Annotated in this window: 9 protein-coding genes and 1 tRNA gene; 9 read left to right on the top strand and 1 reads right to left on the bottom strand. The window is 26.2% G+C overall.

Translation table 11 applies throughout. The features are described from left to right. The first annotated feature begins 444 nt into the window (after positions 1-444). A complete protein-coding gene (gene epmA, locus FVIR_RS01330; protein WP_067497979.1) occupies positions 445-1,422 on the top strand; it encodes an elongation factor P--(R)-beta-lysine ligase in 978 nt (325 codons plus the stop codon). Between the two features lie 1,297 nt (positions 1,423-2,719). Here the strand turns inward: epmA and asd are convergent. Then, the gene (gene asd / locus FVIR_RS01325; RefSeq protein ID WP_067497976.1) at positions 2,720-3,607 is read right to left on the bottom strand and encodes an archaetidylserine decarboxylase; all 888 of its coding nucleotides are present in this window, start codon (positions 3,605-3,607) and stop codon (positions 2,720-2,722) included. 879 nt (positions 3,608-4,486) lie between these two features. Here asd and orn point away from each other — a divergent pair. The 8 genes from orn (at position 4,487) to hflC (ending at position 18,059) form a co-directional block, all read left to right on the top strand. After that, positions 4,487-5,032 carry an oligoribonuclease gene (orn, locus tag FVIR_RS01320; RefSeq protein ID WP_067497973.1) on the top strand — a complete coding sequence of 182 codons (546 nt, stop codon included), beginning with the start codon at positions 4,487-4,489 and terminating at the stop codon, positions 5,030-5,032. Positions 5,033-5,171: 139 nt separating this feature from the next. Then, positions 5,172-5,246 (top strand) — tRNA-Gly (locus FVIR_RS01315). A 3,874-nt stretch (positions 5,247-9,120) separates the two neighbouring features. Next, positions 9,121-9,585, top strand: a complete 465-nt coding sequence (gene tsaE / locus FVIR_RS01310) for a tRNA (adenosine(37)-N6)-threonylcarbamoyltransferase complex ATPase subunit type 1 TsaE (protein ID WP_067497970.1) — start codon at positions 9,121-9,123, stop codon at positions 9,583-9,585. A gap of 56 nt (positions 9,586-9,641) precedes the next feature. Then, positions 9,642-11,342 carry an N-acetylmuramoyl-L-alanine amidase gene (locus FVIR_RS01305; protein ID WP_231908309.1) on the top strand — a complete coding sequence of 567 codons (1,701 nt, stop codon included), beginning with the start codon at positions 9,642-9,644 and terminating at the stop codon, positions 11,340-11,342. A 2,026-nt stretch (positions 11,343-13,368) separates the two neighbouring features. Further along, the gene (gene miaA / locus FVIR_RS01300) at positions 13,369-14,310 is read left to right on the top strand and encodes a tRNA (adenosine(37)-N6)-dimethylallyltransferase MiaA (protein WP_067497968.1); all 942 of its coding nucleotides are present in this window, start codon (positions 13,369-13,371) and stop codon (positions 14,308-14,310) included. Positions 14,311-14,416: 106 nt separating this feature from the next. Further along, a complete protein-coding gene (gene hfq / locus FVIR_RS01295; RefSeq protein ID WP_067497965.1) occupies positions 14,417-14,722 on the top strand; it encodes an RNA chaperone Hfq in 306 nt (101 codons plus the stop codon). Positions 14,723-15,845: 1,123 nt separating this feature from the next. Beyond that, positions 15,846-17,057: an FtsH protease activity modulator HflK gene (gene hflK, locus FVIR_RS01290; protein ID WP_067497961.1), complete on the top strand. Its 1,212-nt coding sequence runs from the start codon at positions 15,846-15,848 to the stop codon at positions 17,055-17,057. 3 nt (positions 17,058-17,060) lie between these two features. Then, the gene (hflC, locus tag FVIR_RS01285; protein ID WP_067497958.1) at positions 17,061-18,059 is read left to right on the top strand and encodes a protease modulator HflC; all 999 of its coding nucleotides are present in this window, start codon (positions 17,061-17,063) and stop codon (positions 18,057-18,059) included. The last annotated feature ends 1,416 nt before the right edge of the window (positions 18,060-19,475 follow it).

Below are 19,475 nucleotides of genomic sequence, written 5' to 3'. Positions count from 1 at the left end.
AGAACGATAAGAAAATTTTTTATGTTCACTATTTTAAACATTAAAAATTATTGATACAGATAATACTATCTATACCTATAAATAGTAACAGTAGTATTTTATCGAAGTCAAATCGGCTAAGTCATCAATAAAAATAAGCAAATATCTCTATTTGAATTTCTTATAAAGAAGTTAATTTAATATTAACAAATATAAATAATTATATATCTGCTAATTATATAATAATTAATAAAAAATTTATTCCGATTAAAAATCGGTAAATTAAATTATAGCATACAAGTATGTGTTACAAAATTATGATACGCAGTCTTATATTAAAGTTATTCATTAAATGAATCGTATAAAAAGATAACGAAATAATTATTGTCAAACATAATACAATATTTATTTTCTAGCTTAGAAAAATAAGCAGACTAAATACCATATTTAAATAAAGGGAAAACTATGAATAATTTAGCAGATTGGAAATCAAACATATCTATTAACAATTTATTAAAACGCGCTGCGATTATAAATCAGATACGTCAGTTTTTTAATGACAGAGGATTGCTTGAGGTAGAAACACCTGCGATGAGTCAAACTACAGTAACAGATATCCATATTGTACCCTTCAAAACATGTTTTATCGGACCAAGAACAGCCTACCATATACCGCTTTACTTAATTACTAGCCCAGAATATCATATGAAACGTCTTTTAGCATCTGGAAGTGGCTCAATTTTTCAACTGTGTCGTAGTTTTCGTAATGAAGAAATCGGTCGATATCATAATCCGGAGTTTACTATACTTGAATGGTATCGAACTAATTACGATATGTTTAACCTGATGAATGAAGTTGATGATTTTTTACAGAAAATCATTAATTGTGACAGTGCAGAAATTCTTTCTTATCAAGAGGTTTTTATTGCTCATATTGGAATTGATCCATTATCAGCTAAAAAAATGCAGTTGTATAACGCAGCAATCAAATTCAATCTTATTGAATCAATTTCGGAAAAAGATGATTGCGATACTCTATTACAATTATTGTTTACGATGGTAGTAGAACCAAATATCGGGCATGATAAACCATCTTTTATTTATCATTTTCCAGCTTCTCAAGCTGCACTAGCTAAAATCAATACTGAAGATCATCGGGTTTCAGATCGTTTTGAAGTGTATTTTAAAGGTATTGAGCTAGCTAATGGTTTTTGTGAATTGACCGACTCGTGTGAGCAACGTCAACGTTTCGAAGAGAATAATTATAAACGGGAAGCGATGAAGTTAGATGTTCAGCCTATTGATGAATATTTTCTGACGGCTTTAGCTAATGGTATGCCGGAATGTTCTGGAGTAGCATTAGGTGTAGATCGTTTGATCATGCTAGCACTTAAAACCGATCGTTTGAGTGATGTTATTGCTTTTCCTGTAGAAAAGGCTTAGCGCAGCTAAGTTAAAAACTATTCTGTATTCTCTAATAAAAAATAATATAAGCAATATAAATAATTATCACTAATATCTTGATAAAAAATAAAAATTAGAAGTATAAATTATAATTGTATTAAATATAAGTTTCATTTTATGAAACATGTAAAAATCATCGATAGCAAATATTGATTAAGCTAAATTAATAAATCTGTATGTTTTTACGTTATTAGTTAGTGAAGATGTAACATAAGCAGCTGTAATTAACTTAAAACATCTATAATTTTTTTAAATTAGCTAATCTAAATATATGGGAAATAGTCTTTTATCAAAAATAATATGCAAAAATATAAAATATAGCATTCACATTATATTTATATTTCCATTACTAATAGTAATCTCTATTAGATCGGATTATCTTTAAAAAATTATACTTCAATATGCCTATGACTAGTAGCTAAATGATACGTAGCATTTAGCTATAATATATTTTTTAATATCAAGGAAGATAATTTTCAATTAACTCTCCATACAGATGGTAGCAAACTATTTATCAATCTTCTTTATTTTCAGTTAATAAAGATATCAATCAGGTCAATTTATTAAGCGACATACATTTTAATAGTATATTATTTTTCTATTATTATTAATTAATAATTATTTTACATAACTTACTCAAGTTAAATAAGTTGTCAACTATATTTATAACATTTTAGAAATATAGTATAAAATAGCTTTTAGTGATTATTTTAAATTAAATAAATACAATTTAATTTCATTTTTTAAAATAAATAGTAGACCTGTTATAATAAACAGAGTGATATAAGTAACATTAAAAAGTATTTTTCAATATTGTTTAATAATTTATATATCTTAGTTACTTTGTAGTAACTACACTAATAGTTCAATAAATCGTTGGCATTATATGTCAACACCTACTCCTATAGTATTGATGATAGTTAAAATCTATTAGATAGTTATTAGTATGTTAGCATATAATAATTAATAATTAAAAATTACTATTACGTATTAATAGTGGCTAAACAAAGTTATTTTTTATCATATACTTACTAAGTCAGCCTAAGTAAGTAGTAAAAATTATTCATATTCTTTAACTTTTCATCTTTTTAATACTTTTTATTTGTTAATAGTATTTAGTTCTATATAAAAATTCTAAACAATCGCTATATAAGTCTTATATTTTCATATCTTATTAATTTATCTCTTTAGGAAAAGAGAATTAGTAATTACCATAAAAAGAAAAATGCAATTAAGTGAAAAGATAAAAAACTTTCTGCTTAACCACATATATAAATTAAATCAGTAACCTGTTATTTTTCATGATGCCACAAGCTAATCGCTGACCAACACGAGTAATGCATTTAGTATATAAATATCTATCTAATAATATCTTTTTTTTAGCAAAAAGATTAATGACAGTAGAACCTAGCTTAAAATACCCCATTTCTTGGCCTTTTAATAATATTAACGCTCCATCTGTGTTTGCTTTAGGATATTGCCAGCGATTTATTACCCCATTTTTTGGAAGAGTAAGAGTTTCCGTCCATACAGTTTCAATACTACTAACAATAGTTGCTCCTACTAATATCTGTACCATTGGACCGAAATCTGTATCAAATAAGCAAATAATTCGCTCGTTTAAAGCAAATAAATTTGGAATGTTTTCTACCATAAACTGATTTACCGAAAAAAGTTTTCCTGGTACGTATAACATTTCGCGTAATATACCGTTGCAGGGCATATGTACGCGATGATAATCCCGCGGAGAAAGATAGATAGTGACGAAAGTACCATCGTAAAACAGGTTAGCCATAGACTTATAGCCAGCTAACAATGCTTCTAAGCTATAATGATGACCTTTCGCCTGAAATACTTGGTTTCCCTTAATTATACCGAACTGAGAAATCATTCCATCTACCGGCAATACAATCACGTTAGGGTCAAAATCAATAGGTCTGGCTTTATTACTCAATAACCTAATAAAAAACGCATTAAAAGTAGGATAAGCAGATATATCCGGTTGTTTTACTTCCTGCATGTTGATTTTATACCAATAAATGAAAAGTTTAATCGCTCCATATGTTAGCCAACCACAGCGACGTTCAGCACTCCAACCAACTAATTTTGTTAACCAGCGCTTAGGTAATAAGTATTGTAAAATAATCTTTATTCTATTTAGCATTCTTTATTTTATCCGGCATAGAGATCTCATCTCTGTTATGTGTTTAGATAAAATCAATTGCATTGTACTAATCGTGATAGTATTATCAAAAAGTTAATTTATTACAACTTATGAAAAATTATTTGCATGATCAATATAGTTAAACAACATAGAAACACAATAGTAATATACTACTAATAATTTCAATTATCAGAAATATTATTAATCATAATTTTTATATATTCGTAGCAAAAATATATTAAGTAAGTTTTTTCTTTGCTTACCTAACTGAGCTAAGATTAATTATAAAAAATTTGCATATCTAATCTATTATTATATAATTTGTCGATATCATTAAATTTATTTAGTATGATAAAAAATAATTATATTATTTTTCATGTTAGCAGATAACAATTAATAAAAATTTTTTAAAGTGGCTTTAACGAAAGAGTTAGATGATAATAATTTAATTTATATTTACAGCGATTAATTTAATACTTTTATGAAAAATCTTGTCGAATCAATATAAAATAACACAAATAAATCGAATTAATAATATTATTGATTTTAGATAATTATTTTTCTAATATGCTAAATTAATTTGTTACTTATAAATAAAAATTTACACGCATAGCAAAAATTACAGCAATAAATATATATCTAATCGTCTAATAAAAACACTATTTTAAACTTTGTTCAAAAATTTTTTATTTTTAATACATAATTCAAAATCTTACTAAAAGAGACGCTAATTTTAACTGAAATTGATACTTATGATCTTTTAATAGTTATTTTTTCTCACTGTAATTTGTTTAAGAGGTAAATTACTTATAATAACGAAATATTATTATATAAAGTATTTTATTATATAAATTAAAAAATTTTCTCTATGAGAGAATTATGTCGATTAATGATAAGAACTTAATTTGGATTGATCTAGAAATGAGTGGTCTTAATCCAAAACGTGATCGTATTATTGAAATAGCAACACTAGTTACTGATACTAACCTGGCTATTTTAGCAGAAGGTCCGGTATTAGCTATCCATCAATCTGATAAACAATTAGCATTAATGGATGAATGGAATATTCGTATTCATACCGCTAGTGGATTGATTAATCGAGTAAGACAAAGTCTTCTTAATGAAGACGCAGCAGCAGTGAAAACCTTAGCCTTTCTTTCCGAATGGGTACCAGCAGGGAAATCGCCAATTTGCGGTAATAGTGTTGGTCAGGATCGGCAGTTCTTATTCCGCTACATGCCAGCTCTTGAAGCATATTTTCACTACCGTTATCTAGATGTTAGTACGCTAAAAGAATTGGCATTTCGATGGAAACCAGAAATTTTATCTAGGCTAAAAAAAAACAACACTCATCAAGCATTGGATGATATTCGAGAATCAGTAGCAGAGTTAGCTTATTATCGTGATCATTTTATCTCTCTGTAATTAATAGAAATAAATTATAAATTTGTTTATTTTTACATCAATCAAAACAGAAAACGTGTTTTCAACACTAAAAGATATTGCAATAATGCATTATTTGCGTATAATCTCTTAAGTTACTTCATAAGTTAAAAGAGCTTGAGCGGGAATAGCTCAGTGGTAGAGCACAACCTTGCCAAGGTTGGGGTCGCGAGTTCGAGCCTCGTTTCCCGCTCCATTTTTCTTTTTGTGTATTAAGTAATTAACTATATTCACATCAAGATTTCTTTTATTATTTTAAATTTTCTCTAATGAAATACAATTTTGTATTATTGTATTTTTCTATACAGATTTTTCTAAAAGATCTTTACTACTACCACAATAGTAATAATATTATCAGCATTATCGAATACTTTAATATACAAAATATATAATTATAATATAATTCTTTTCAGTTAACTTTATAATTGTTTTTATATATATTATAAAAATAAATTAAGAATCAATTTATGATATCTTAATTAATAATTTAAATTATGAAGATTAATTTTGATACATACTTAAATCAATCAAAAAAAACAATTTTTCTAAATATAGAATGTAAATTATACTAGTTTTCATTAATTTTTATTAAATAGTTAAAATTTAATATCATTAGTAAATTTTACTAAAGTAATGATTTAAATACTTATAAAATAATCATTTAAAATTAAAAATTAATCTGATAGTTTTTTTAAAAAAACAGATTGTAATTATTCACATGTTTTAAAATGTAATTTAATTACATTTATAAAATATATTTTATATCTTTCTATTTATTTTTTAAATAAATGAATAATACGACTAATATACTGTAGATTATCAATCTAATATTATAGATCTTACACCAATAAGATTCTCAACACATTTCTATGTTATAGAAATTTTTAATACAAAAATCTATTTTATCATCCAGATAAATTTAAATAATATATAAAAATTCTTTTTGCTTGATTTGTACAGAAATAATTTCAACATAAAAGAGCAAATTTTGTAGTAGAAAAATAAAGTTCTGATAAGTAATATTCGAAGTTATTGAATTAATAAGCTATTAAGTACGAATAATTTTTCTGATAAGAAGATATTTATAGAAATTACAAAATAGATATCCTTTTATCTATGTATCATATCGAATATAATTTACATTGATACTAAATCTTAAAGAAATCGAATTTTTAAAATGATAGAGCAATGTTTTAATAAACTTAATTACTTCTCCTATATTTTAATTATAATTTGAATGATACATTTATTTACATTGGTAAAAATTATTAAAACCAGTATATCGTTTTCAATTTCGATAATTAATGATATTAAAGAAAAAAACTTAGAAAGTATGCTTACTAGAAAATATAGATTTTATCATGAAAAAATAAAACATAGTACAGGAATATAAAACTATTATTGTTCTATGATAATAGTTTTATTAAAATATATTCATGATTATTCTTGAGGTAAGATAATAAATATTATTAATCCTATTAAGTAGGGTAAAATAAAAATATTTATTTCTGAAATATCTTATATATAATAAAACTGATATATAAGATATTTAAACTAATACAGAAATTAATAATATTATTTCTATAATAATAGCTGTTATTATGAATTAACTTAATAATTTTTTAAAATTATTAAGTTAATTTAACAATCTATTTTTTGTTATATTTTAACTGTTATAGATCAAGAAAATATTAACTATTATACTATTCATATTTCCAAAATAAAATTTATAAAAATATTAGCATATAGCATTTTAACATACTGTAATAATAATTAAATTTCTTCTTTTTAATAAAAAAGAAATATAACTTAATGAATATAAGTAAATAATACAAATAAATTTAGTCAATAATTACACTGATATAAAATATCTTAAAAATATATTACGAATAATAAATAAAACTAATTAATAATATTAATTACAATAATATTTAATATTTTATATTACCTTTCAGACTAAATAGAAATAAATAAGATAGCACATAAAGTATAATAGATGATTAATGAAAACTATCTGCTTACTTAGTACTAGTTCAGCATTTTAATACTTTTTAAACAAGATAAATAAAATTACGGTACGGTATTTATACTTATAAAAAGTATTTCAGGTTATATTTAAAATACGATTGTAATCGAAAATACTAACACTAGCATTGAACTTTGTTATACACTATATTTCTAAGTATAAACACATTTTCTATAATTTATCATATAACGTAATACTTATTTTATATAATGAAAAAAATTTAAATAGTTATCTGTAAATATAATGATAGTATCATTATCATCAATTAGAAAATTTTAATTTTATTTAATTTTTGATAGTTCTTATAAAGATTAAATATTTTATATTATAAATGATCTATTCAATAATAGTAACTTTTGATTTAATGAAAGTAATATTAAATATCTAGATAAATATTCTACTTTAAAAGTGAACATAAAAATATAGTTAACTAATTTATTAAATTTTATGATAAAAGATGTCTACCTAGAAACTTCTGATGTTATAATTACTAATTATATTACTTTCTGTTATAATAACTATTTATACATGAAAATCACTTTATATTATCAGATAAGATGTCGATAATTTAGTTATAAATGATAATTAAAGTATATAATACATAAATTAGAAAGCTGGTATGAAAATTATTTTTGATTTTATCGGTTACTAATAGAATTAGTACTAGTATTAGTATTAACAATCATTATATTAATGTTCATTATATATTTTAATTATTAATTAATATTTAAAAAATAAAACTAATCAATACTTGTCTAGATAATTTTGCCAAAATAATTGTAACAAATATAAATAACAGTGGCTAAGAGAAATTAGCATAAGATAAAATAAAAACATAATATCAGTTATGCTAAATATGATCACAAGAAACTATAGATAACCATTGTGCGTTAATTAGGTTTACTAAACCTAGTATGCAATGTTAAGATAATGATTAATAACAAAATTATCATATATTATGATAATGTTAGTTTTATTTATAATAAAATAGCATAATAAATAAGATTATTAGATAGATTAATTTTAAAATCTATAGTTTTCAGAAAAACTGAATAAAACTAAAAATTAAAAATAGATCAAAACTAATCAAGCTCTAATAATAAAACTTTTCAATAGTATTAAAACTTAAAAAATTTTATATTTTGATCTTTATAAAAGATAAAAATTATCTTTATAAGATGCTTTCTTGTTTTTTATTAAAGTAAATCATATTTGTATTATTAGATCGTACTATGCTAGTGTATTTCGTAGAATAATGGAATTATAATATATTAAGAACTTATATGTTAAGTGTTAAATTTAAAATAGCTTACTGTTAATATTAAAATATTATATTATTGTACATAACTCAAAGGTTATAATCTTTACTTTAAATAGAGCACTAATTAAATTATTAGAATAATCATAATATTATTTACACATAAATTTATCAGAAATTTATTGCATCAGCATTCTAGATATTGTTAATTATGCTCATTAAATATTTTAAGTATTACTATTATCATAGTTCATAGCTCAAATACTATTATTAAGGTTACTAGCATCATCCTTTTGCTTTTCTTTTTTCTTTTTCTTATCTTATTATCATTGCTATCATATATTTTTAAGTGAGTACTTCAATTCTGCCAAAGCATGGTTTTATAACTAAAAATGATGAAGTAAAAAAGAATTATTAAAGATAAAACATATCCTTTTTAGATCAGACTACTTCTTTTATTAAAGACCGTAATATACAGTTCTTATCTGTGATTTTCAATATAAAGTGGTGAATAACTCTCATTCAATTTGCAATTTTTAGCATGTTTATTCCATTGTGTTGAAAAAATAATTTTAATTAATCGCTATTTAATTAGCAGGATACAATCCTAAAAAACGTTACAATTAAACATAATGGTCTATATAGAACACATATACTTATATGATACTATGTTGTATTTCGGTAATAAAAATACTGACACATGATTAGTAATTAGATATACACTATTTCGTTGAAAATTATATATATATTCTATTATTACTTATAAAGTTACAGATTAAAATAGATATGGAAAAACGGATAATATCCCTACGAAATGAAATGGAAACTGTTGCACTAGGTACTTCAGTTGCTGCTATCTGCTGGAAACCTTGCTTAATTTATCTTTATGGTGATCTTGGTACTGGTAAAACTACATTCTGTCATGGTTTTTTGCGTGCATTAGGATATACAGGTAACTTGAAAAGTCCAACTTATGCTCTTGTTGAGTCTTATACTTTGCTACATTGGACGGTATATCATTTTGATCTTTATCGCTTAACAGATCCAGAAGAACTTGAGTTTTTAGGAATTCGGGACTATTTTGATAATACTGCTCTATATTTAGTCGAATGGCCACAACGCGGAGAAGGTATTTTTCCAGTAGCAGATATCACCTTGATATTTCAGTATCAAAGCGATGGTCGGCAGGTAACAGCTCAAGCTATGAGTATAAAAGGTAAGAATATATTAGACCTTTTAATACTGTCATAGAGAATATTTTCATGAAGATAAAATATAGGATAATATTAGCGTTAATAGTATTTTTGATGATAAAGCAGACAGTAGCTGCGATTCTAGTTGATAGTAACATTGCGAATAGTGTCAATAAAGCAACAATAAGTATTTGGTTTAAAAAAAAACCGATATACTCTTTTTTCTTGCTACATAAACCCGAGCGAGTGGTTCTGGATATCTACCAGAAAAATTTGACAAAGCGATTACCACTTGAGTTTAGTAAAAAAAATATTATTAAACGTATTCGAACTAGTAAACCAGTCAATAAACAGAGTTCGCGTCTAGTTTTAGAATTAACCTGCAAATCTAATGTAAAAGCTTCGATACGACAGATCAAAAAAAATTATAATATTATTCTGGTAGTAACTAGTCAACAACCAACTGCTAGAGTATCTGTATTAAAAATACAATCTAATAAGTCTTTTTTGAGAATTCAATCGCCGTTAAAATTAGTAAAAAATCCGAATATCAAATCGAAAAAAATAATAAAAAATTTTACCGCAGTGATCAAACCAACGTCAATTTTAACAACAACAGACTATAGTCAATTATTAGTTAATATTAAGCCAATAGTGGTAGCTGTTGATGCTGGCCATGGCGGTCAAGATCCAGGGGCAACAGGTCCTAATGGATTGCATGAGAAGAATGTAACCATTGCTATTGCTCGAAAATTAAAAATATTGCTTGAAGCAGATACTATGTTTAAACCAGTATTAACCCGTAATGATAATTACTTCATTTCATTACTAAACCGCTCTGATGTTGCACGAAAAAATGGTGCTAGTGTTCTAATTTCCATTCATGCCAATGCTGCACTTAATCGTAGTGCTAGAGGGGCATCTGTATGGATACTTTCTAATAAACGAGCTAAAAGTGAAATGGTAAACTGGTTGGAACAGCGTGAAAAAAAACCTAAATCATCGGGTAGTGTAGGCGATTTTCTAGCTAATAAAAAGATCGATCCCTATCTTAGCCAAGTATTGCTAGATCTGCAATTCGGTTACTCACAGCGTGTAGGATATGATATAGCGGTGAAAGTGTTAAGTCAATTACAGAGAGTAAGTGCTCTTCATAAACGCCGTCCGGAATATGCCAGCCTCAGCGTCCTGCGTTTACCAGATATTCCATCACTGCTAGTGGAAATTGGTTTTATAAGTAATATAAAAGAAGAACAATTGCTTAGTAGTAATAAATATCAGAATAAGATTGCCAACGCTATATATATGGGCTTACGTACTTATTTCCTAACAGATCCACTTAAAACAACTAGTCAAAAGCTTAAAAAAAAATCACAGGATGTCAATCCTGTGCTTAATATCAGTACTAATCATACCAAGATAGCAAAATATTCCAATACTAGTATGCTAGTACCCTCTGTTAGTTATCATATTGTTAAAGCTAATGAGACGCTATCCTCCATCTCTCGTCAGTACGATATCAGTATTTCATCGATTCGTACGCTAAACGCGATAAAAAAAAACGGTATTTTAATAGGACAAAAATTATCTCTTCCAGTTAGCAGAAGTCTACAAACTGTATTACCATTAAAAATAATATCGAATAAACCAGTTACGCTGTCTAGTATTCCTTATCAACATAAAATTGTACGTGGCGATACATTGATTGCAATTGCCTTACATTATAGAGTACCCATCATCGAAATTAAACGTATCAATGGTATGACATCTAATAAACTTATATTAGGACAGGTTTTATCTATACCATCCGTTTGATTTTATAGAAATTCAATCATTCTATCGGCATAGATGCGCGCTATAAAAACTCATAACTAGATCTCCGTTAGTAACAGTAATAGAGCTTCTCGACTGAGTAGTAAATTAACTAGAAAAAATAATCTTAATTTTTAGAGATGTATATTGACATTAATATCGAAAGCAATAGTAGTAAGCGAATCTATATCTTTGATAAAAGAAAAGATATAAATAAAATTAATTGACGTTAGTATTGAATGGCTATGCTATCAATAAAACTACACTCGGATTATTTTAATAACTATTATCAGCGTAGATTTTTTATAGTTAGATATTAGCTAGTACTAGTACTATTTCACATTTGAAATTTGCTTCTAATATTATTGCGAAAAGTGAAATATAAAATATACATTAATGGTTTCATTGTAGCAGTTATATTGAAATTTAAATCTATCCTATAAAAACTGTAAATATGCTAAACTGTTTATAACACATTAATCAGAAAAATGTGGTATACAGAAAAAGTCAAATTCGTCTATGTTAACAGATTTATTGCCATATTGTATTAATAAAATTCGACTTAATGCTTATCTTTTAGCATAATAGTAAAGTAATTTACTAGTACCAGTCAGTTGACTAACTTAATCAGAATCTATATAAATTTTACGTATATGCGATCAGGAATACATCGATTAGGCTATAAGTATCTTATGATAGTATAATTATTTAGTTATCTAATTCTATTATTAATAGAATACCCAATACAATACAATTGTATAAATTAATATAGGATAAAAACAAATTAATTAGTAATATTACACGAAATAGCTTATCAGAAATGATTGTTATAATATAACATTTAATTTTTATGCTATTTAATTTGAAACAGTATCATATTATCGTATAACATTTGTACTTACGAATAATTTTATTATCAGGCGGTAATAACTATTACTTAAATAAAATGTAGTACCTGACCTTTTTGTATCAGGAATAATTAAGCATAAAAGAATAACTAAACATTTCGTAAAATTATTGAATATTTAATAAAAATATTTTTTCTGCTTATTGATAAATAAATTTACAATTAGCGCTGTAAAAAGCTTACAGAAAAATATTATTACCTTCGCTTATAAATTTTTATATTGCATACGATTAGCCATCTTTTGTAACTATCTTCACTTATAAAAACATTAAAAAGGAAAGATTAACAATAATAAGAAAGCAATGCACTAGCCTATGATAGTAGTAGATTAAAATAATGCTATCATTTTGCATTAATATTCGACTTTTTATCCTTAAAGATAAAGCAAAAAGATTATCAATTAACGCTAGCTAACCTTTAGGTAAATAAAACTTTCGCTATTTTAATTAAGCGAAATAGTGCTGTTAATCTCACCGAGATTAATGTTAGTGAATACTATTTATTTACTAATATTAATAATAATTTTGCTATGTCTATGTTGAGCAGATTATCATTAAAAATTAATATGTTTAGAAAGTATTGATTTTGCCATTACTTTAATAAAATTATTAGGCAATTTAATATTATTTTCTATCGGTTTTCAAACACTACCTCATCGAATAATAACTAATATCGAGGGAGAGAAATATTGATAGTAGTCACTGTTAATTCCAATTTAGATAATATCGTCTTATTTAAGAGATTTTTAAAGAACAAATTTTTGAGCTTGAATAATATTAACTTCTACTATAAGAAATAAATATTACTATTATAGATGCGTATTTATTATACGATACTGAATGCTATATCTTTACTATTAAGGAAATAAAATTTAAAAAAATTTATTTTCAGATCTCTTTGCTTATGTAGAAAATGAATATCAAAGTGAAATATCGATGATTTATTACAGATTTCTACTTGTTTTTATACAGACTAAAAATAGTAATTAATCTCCTTGAATTATTTCTATGCGATAAAATCTTTTCCTTAGATAGAGATATTTTCTATAGTGGATCAAAGCTCCCATCAAAATGGATTTCTAGTAATATTGAATTTTTAAATCTACTATTAAAATCATAAGCTATGACTGAATCGATATTTACGCATCGGCCACAGGCTATTTTCCTTATGGGACCAACCGCATCTGGAAAAACTACGTTAGCAATAGAATTATGTCAGTATTTACCAGTAGAGATCATAAGCGTTGATTCTGCGTTGATTTATCGTGGTATGGATATTGGAACAGCAAAGCCACGCGCCGATGAGCTAGCTCGAACACCGCATCGCTTGATAGATATCCGCGATCCGGCCGAGGTTTATTCAGCAGCAGATTTCCGATGTGATGCATTTAAAGAAATGGTAGAGATTACTAAGGCTGGTCGTATACCATTGCTAGTTGGCGGAAGCATGCTTTATTTTAAAGTACTGTTAGAAGGATTATCCCCATTACCTACAGCAAATATTAAAGTACGTGAATGTATTGAAAATGAAGCAAAAATAGTTGGATGGCAAGCATTACACCAGCGATTGCAACAGATTGATCCAATTTCGGCAAATCGCATTCATTTTAATGATTTTCAGAGATTGTTGCGAGCACTAGAAGTTTTTTTTATTTCAGGTAAAAGCTTAACGGAATTAACAAAAATATCTGGTGAAACATTAACATATCATGTGCATCAATTTGGTATTGCACCACTTAATCGTTCTTTTTTGCATCAACGCATCGAAAAAAGATTTCATCAAATGTTAGCTGATGGTTTCGAGAAAGAAGTTAATACACTTTTTTCCCGAGGTGATCTTAATAAAGAAATGCCATCTATTCGTTGCGTTGGTTATAGACAAATGTGGTCATATTTATCGAATGAAACCAGTTATGGTGATATGATATTCCATGGAATTTGTGCAACACGTCAGCTTGCTAAACGGCAAATTACCTGGCTGCGTAAGTGGCATAATATTCATTGGTTAAGTAACGATACATTAACTAATGCTATTAAAAAAATATTAAAGGTTATTAGTATTTAGGTTAAATAATTATATAGTAATTAATACTGCTGACACAATTTATAAAAATATTTTATATAGATCTATATGATTCTTGTTATAAACAACAAGCATATAAGGAAAAGATATGGTTAAAGGGCAATCTTTGCAAGATCCATTTTTAAACGCATTACGTCGTGAACATATTCCAGTTTCTATTTATTTAACGAATGGTATTAAACTACAAGGCCAGATTGAATCTTTTGATCAATTTGTAATTTTATTAAAAAACATAGTTAGCCAGATAGTTTATAAACATGCAATTTCTACAATTGTACCGTCATGTCCTATATTGCATTATAATAAAAATACAAAAATTAGTTCTAGTAACTATCAATACGGAAAGACTCCTCTTTCAAAAACATTTCAATCGGAAAGAGAGAAAGATGAGTAAGGTATATCTTTTAATTATTTTTAAGCGCTTAACACGCTGTTTTTACGAAAAACTAATTATATCTACAGTATATTTATATAAAAATTTATGTACTTATTTAATCAGTATGATACCGGTAAGAAAAGCTATGCTGTTTATATTTTCTTTATAAGAAAAAGATATAGAAGGCATAAAAGAATTTATACTCTTAAAATTTTCTATTGAAATGACTGATATTGTAATTATCACTTGTAAATTAAAGGTCATAGCTTCAAAAATAACATATAGACAAAGAAAAAAAACAGAAGAGATCGATAATATGATCAAAAGTAGTATTACATTTATACTACTTTCTACTATGCTTTATTTTCTTATTGAGAATAGTATATTTTTCAACATTTATATTAGTGCTAGATTATCGATTTTTAAAGGATTTTTATTATTAATATTTTCTATTTTGTATATATCTATATGGATAAGATATAGGTAAATATAGTTCAAATATTTTATTTTTTATATTTTATACATGACTGTATATATTTAAAGTAACAAAAATCATTATATTATGTTTTTATGGAACTATATTCATCTTAAAATTGACTATCATCCTACTATTCATATAGATAATTAAGATTGGAATTTATGTAGTTGATTAGTTTTTTAGTGTATTAAAAATATTTAAACTTATCAATATTTACAATAAGGATTGCTTTTCTAGCAAAAATACTGTTTTTATTAGTTATTTATCATAAAATCTAGTTGTGGATCTTAAAAGAAACGTTACTAGTGAATACACTAGTATTGCCTTTATATTGCATGTTATTGACGTTACGGATAAGTTATTTTTAATAAATAATATCGATACAGTTAATAATGTAGTAACCAAAATCGAATTAAATGATACTTTAAACTATTTTTAATAAAAAAATCGATTTTTTTCTTTCTAATTTCATAATACATATTGATTTTTTATATAAACAATAATCCTGATTAAGTGTTCTTCTTTATTAAGAGAACAAAGAGCAAAATTATTCATTACCGACTTAAATCATTATTGATAATAATCATTAATAGATCATATTGTTTGATCAATTCTTGTAAGTAGAGATTAGAGAATATTAATTAAACAAAATGGAGTTAAAACATGGCGTGGAATCAGCCAGATAATAACGGATATGACCGCGATCCGTGGGGGAGAAGTAATAATAGCGATAACTCTAACAAACATAAAAATAAAGGAAAATACAAACAAAGATCGCCTAATCTAGATGATATCTTCCGTAAGATTAACCGAAAACTAAATACTCTTAGTAATAAGAGTAGCAGTACTGGTGAAAGTAAAATAAGCAAACATAACTACTATATTATTTTGGTAGTCTCGATAATCGTTATTATTTGGGCAAGTAGTGGCTTCTATACACTTAAAGAAGCAGAGTGTGGTGTAGTACTACGTTTTGGTAAGTTTGATCACCTAGTTCAGTCAGGACTTAACTGGAAACCAACCTTTATCGATACTGTGATAGCAATTAATGTAAAATCAGTACGAGAACTAATAACTACTGGTATGATATTAACTTCAGATGAAAATATCGTGCATGTAAAAATAAATGTACAATATCGCGTAACTGATCCTAAACGCTACTTATTTAGTGTCGCTAATCCTGATAATAGCCTACGTCAGGTTACTGATAGTGTTTTGCATAGTATTATTGGTCAATATACCATAGATCAAATTTTGACAGAAAACTGTACTTTAATACGCAGCGATACTCAACGTATGTTGAAAAAAACTATTCAGTCTTATAATATGGGTATTACTCTACTAGATATCAATTTTCAGGCTACTTGGCCGCCAGAAGAGCTTCAAGAAGAATTTAATGATGTTACTGCCGCAAAAGAAAATAAACTACAATGTATTCGAAAAGCAGTAGCTTATTCTAATAAACTTCAATCATGTGCAAAAAGACAAGCACAGCGTATCTTAGAAGAAGGACGTTCCTATAAAACCCGTGCGATATTAGAAGCTCAAGCGGAACTTAAATATTTTGCTAAAGTTCTACCGGAATATAAAGCGGCGCCAGAAATTACTCGCGAGCGTCTATGTATCCATGCTATGGAACGCGTGTTAAGTAATACGAAAAAAATTTTGATCGATGATCAAAGAAATAATAATCTAATAGTACTGCCGATTGATCAAAAACTAAAAAATCAGTTAACTAGTAGTATAACCCTTTCTTCAAACAAAAGTGTTCTTAATCTATTTCGGCTGCCTATTGTTAATACAAACGGAACAGCCATAAATCAGCCGCTCGCTAATGCAGAGCGTGACGATATTACATATAAAGAAAGGGAATAATTAATGCGCAAATCTTTATTGTTTATAATGTCTATAGTTATAATAATATTGCTATATGCATCACTGTTTATAGTACAAGAAGGGCAGCGTGGAATTATTTTACGTTTTCGTAAGATCTTGCTAAAAATTGATAATAAGCCATTAATTTATAAACCTGGCCTACATATAAAAATACCATTTATCGAAACGGTTAAAAACATTGATGCACGCATTCAGAATATAGAAAACCATTCCGATCGATTTTCTACCATAGAAAAGAAAGATCTGATCGTCAACTCATATATTAAATGGCGTGTTAATAACTTTGGTCATTACTATTTAGCAACTGGCGGCGATAACATATCACAAGTAGAGATGTTGTTAAAGCGGAAATTTTCTGACTATTTACGTTTAGAGCTTAGTCGGATAGATATGAAGAGGGTTTTAATTGATTCACATAAACGTTTAATTAATAATATTCGAGAAGCACTAAATAATGAAATATCTGGTTATAATGAAGAACCGCATATAATCACAGCTAATAATATTACTTCTTCTGATATTTTACGGACAAAATGTAAAAGTAATGACTCACATTCGTTAGCTAATCCTAATAGCATGGTAGGACTGGGAATCGAAATTATTGACGTTCGTATTAAGCAGATTAACCTTCCAACGGAAGTATCTGATACTATCTATCAGCGTATGCGCGCTGAATGTAAAGAAATTGCTCGTCGCTATCGTTCACAAGGTAAAGAAGAGGCAGAAAAACTGCGTGCCAAAGCTGATTACAAAGTTGCTCGTATATTAGCTAAAGCCAAACATCAAGTATTAATTACCCGTGGTGAAACAGATGCAGAAACTACCAAGCTATACGCTGATGCATGTGTAAAGGACCCGGTCTTCCATATCTTTTATACTTTTATCCGCAGTCTTCGTGCGTATGAAAACAGTTTTAATAGCAATGATGTAATACTTCTCAGCCAGAAAAATAATTTCTTTCGCTTTATGAAATCTCCATAAAAGAACTGTAGTTAGTCGTCGTCTGTGATAAGCTAGTCAAACAGTTTGTTACGTTCTGTTTTTTAATATTTTTAAGGAGCATTAAAAACTCAATGCGCTTACTATTTTATCTTTTATATAAGATAAAGATCCGATTGTTATTTTCTTAAACGATTTTCAATTAGTTTTAGTTCTCGCTAGTTGTATCTTGTAAAAATAAGAAATTATTTAATTTATATGTAAAAACTTTTTTAATATATCTTATAAAATTAAAATATGGATAAGATTATTGTAATAATTGGTGTTTAATTAGTGATAAAGGTAAAAGGAAGATTTTTACCCACCCACTAAACGAATTAAATATGATATTCAATATCAGGGTAACATAATGCTAATTATACTTTATCTATTAGCGGTAAAAATTACTTTTTATTGTATCCTTCCATCAAATATTCTATATTAAATATTATCAATATGATTAATAATATTATTATTTTATTACTATTCACGCTGATAAAAGAGATAAGTGAGCTAGAAATTCTAAAATATTTTATATTTTATATGAAAATATATTGATTTGTTAGATTTTTCGATTGGTTGTTGCTTATCAAATTGCAATAGATATTACGTATGAAAAGATTAGCAATACTTAACTATTATCACTATTGGTTTTAGTATTAATTCGGTCTATAAATATATAGTGTTGTGTCACTGATTATAAATATGTGATCTTTTCAGTAAAATATGTTTATCGATGAGCGTCGGCGCTAGTTTGTTTCCCATGAATGTTTTATGATATAAAGGGAAACTTTCTTCGTACTAATAATAATGAATTTATCTCTACTACTAGCTGTTGCTAACGTATAGATTTATCAGCTACATTACAATTACGTAATTAAAAACTTTTTACCGGTAGTAGAAAAATAGAAAAATATAGAGCCGATCTATGAAATAATACTATACTGGGACAAATTATCTTCAGTTTAAAAGACCTGATAAACTTCTTAAAATAAGAACATTATTGCATCAAATATATTAAAGAAATTACTGAGATTCTAATACATATCGTTTTGAACAGACTTAATTATAGTAAAATAATAGTCATACCTGATCTATTCGATATTTATTAGTTAGTGAATATTCAAATAATATAAAAATAAAAAACTAAGAAAATCTATTTTATATATTAATAGATTATTATACTGTTATTATAAATATGTCTTTATTTCTTACTGATTAATCTTATGACTTGTTTAATTCTCAAATTATCTCATTATTCATATTTATTTTCACAGATATAATAAACTCTGATATTTATTAATAAATTTTTAATGAAAATAGTATTTAAGTTGGTTAATTATATACTGATCAATTTTTAAATAAAATATAAAGTTAATATTTATTATTAATAATTAAAATAAATGTTACTTAAAGCTT

It is taken from the genome of Candidatus Gullanella endobia, from assembly GCF_900048035.1.
GTDB lineage: Bacteria > Pseudomonadota > Gammaproteobacteria > Enterobacterales > Enterobacteriaceae > Gullanella > Gullanella endobia.
This window is presented reverse-complemented; position numbering and strand designations above follow the sequence as displayed.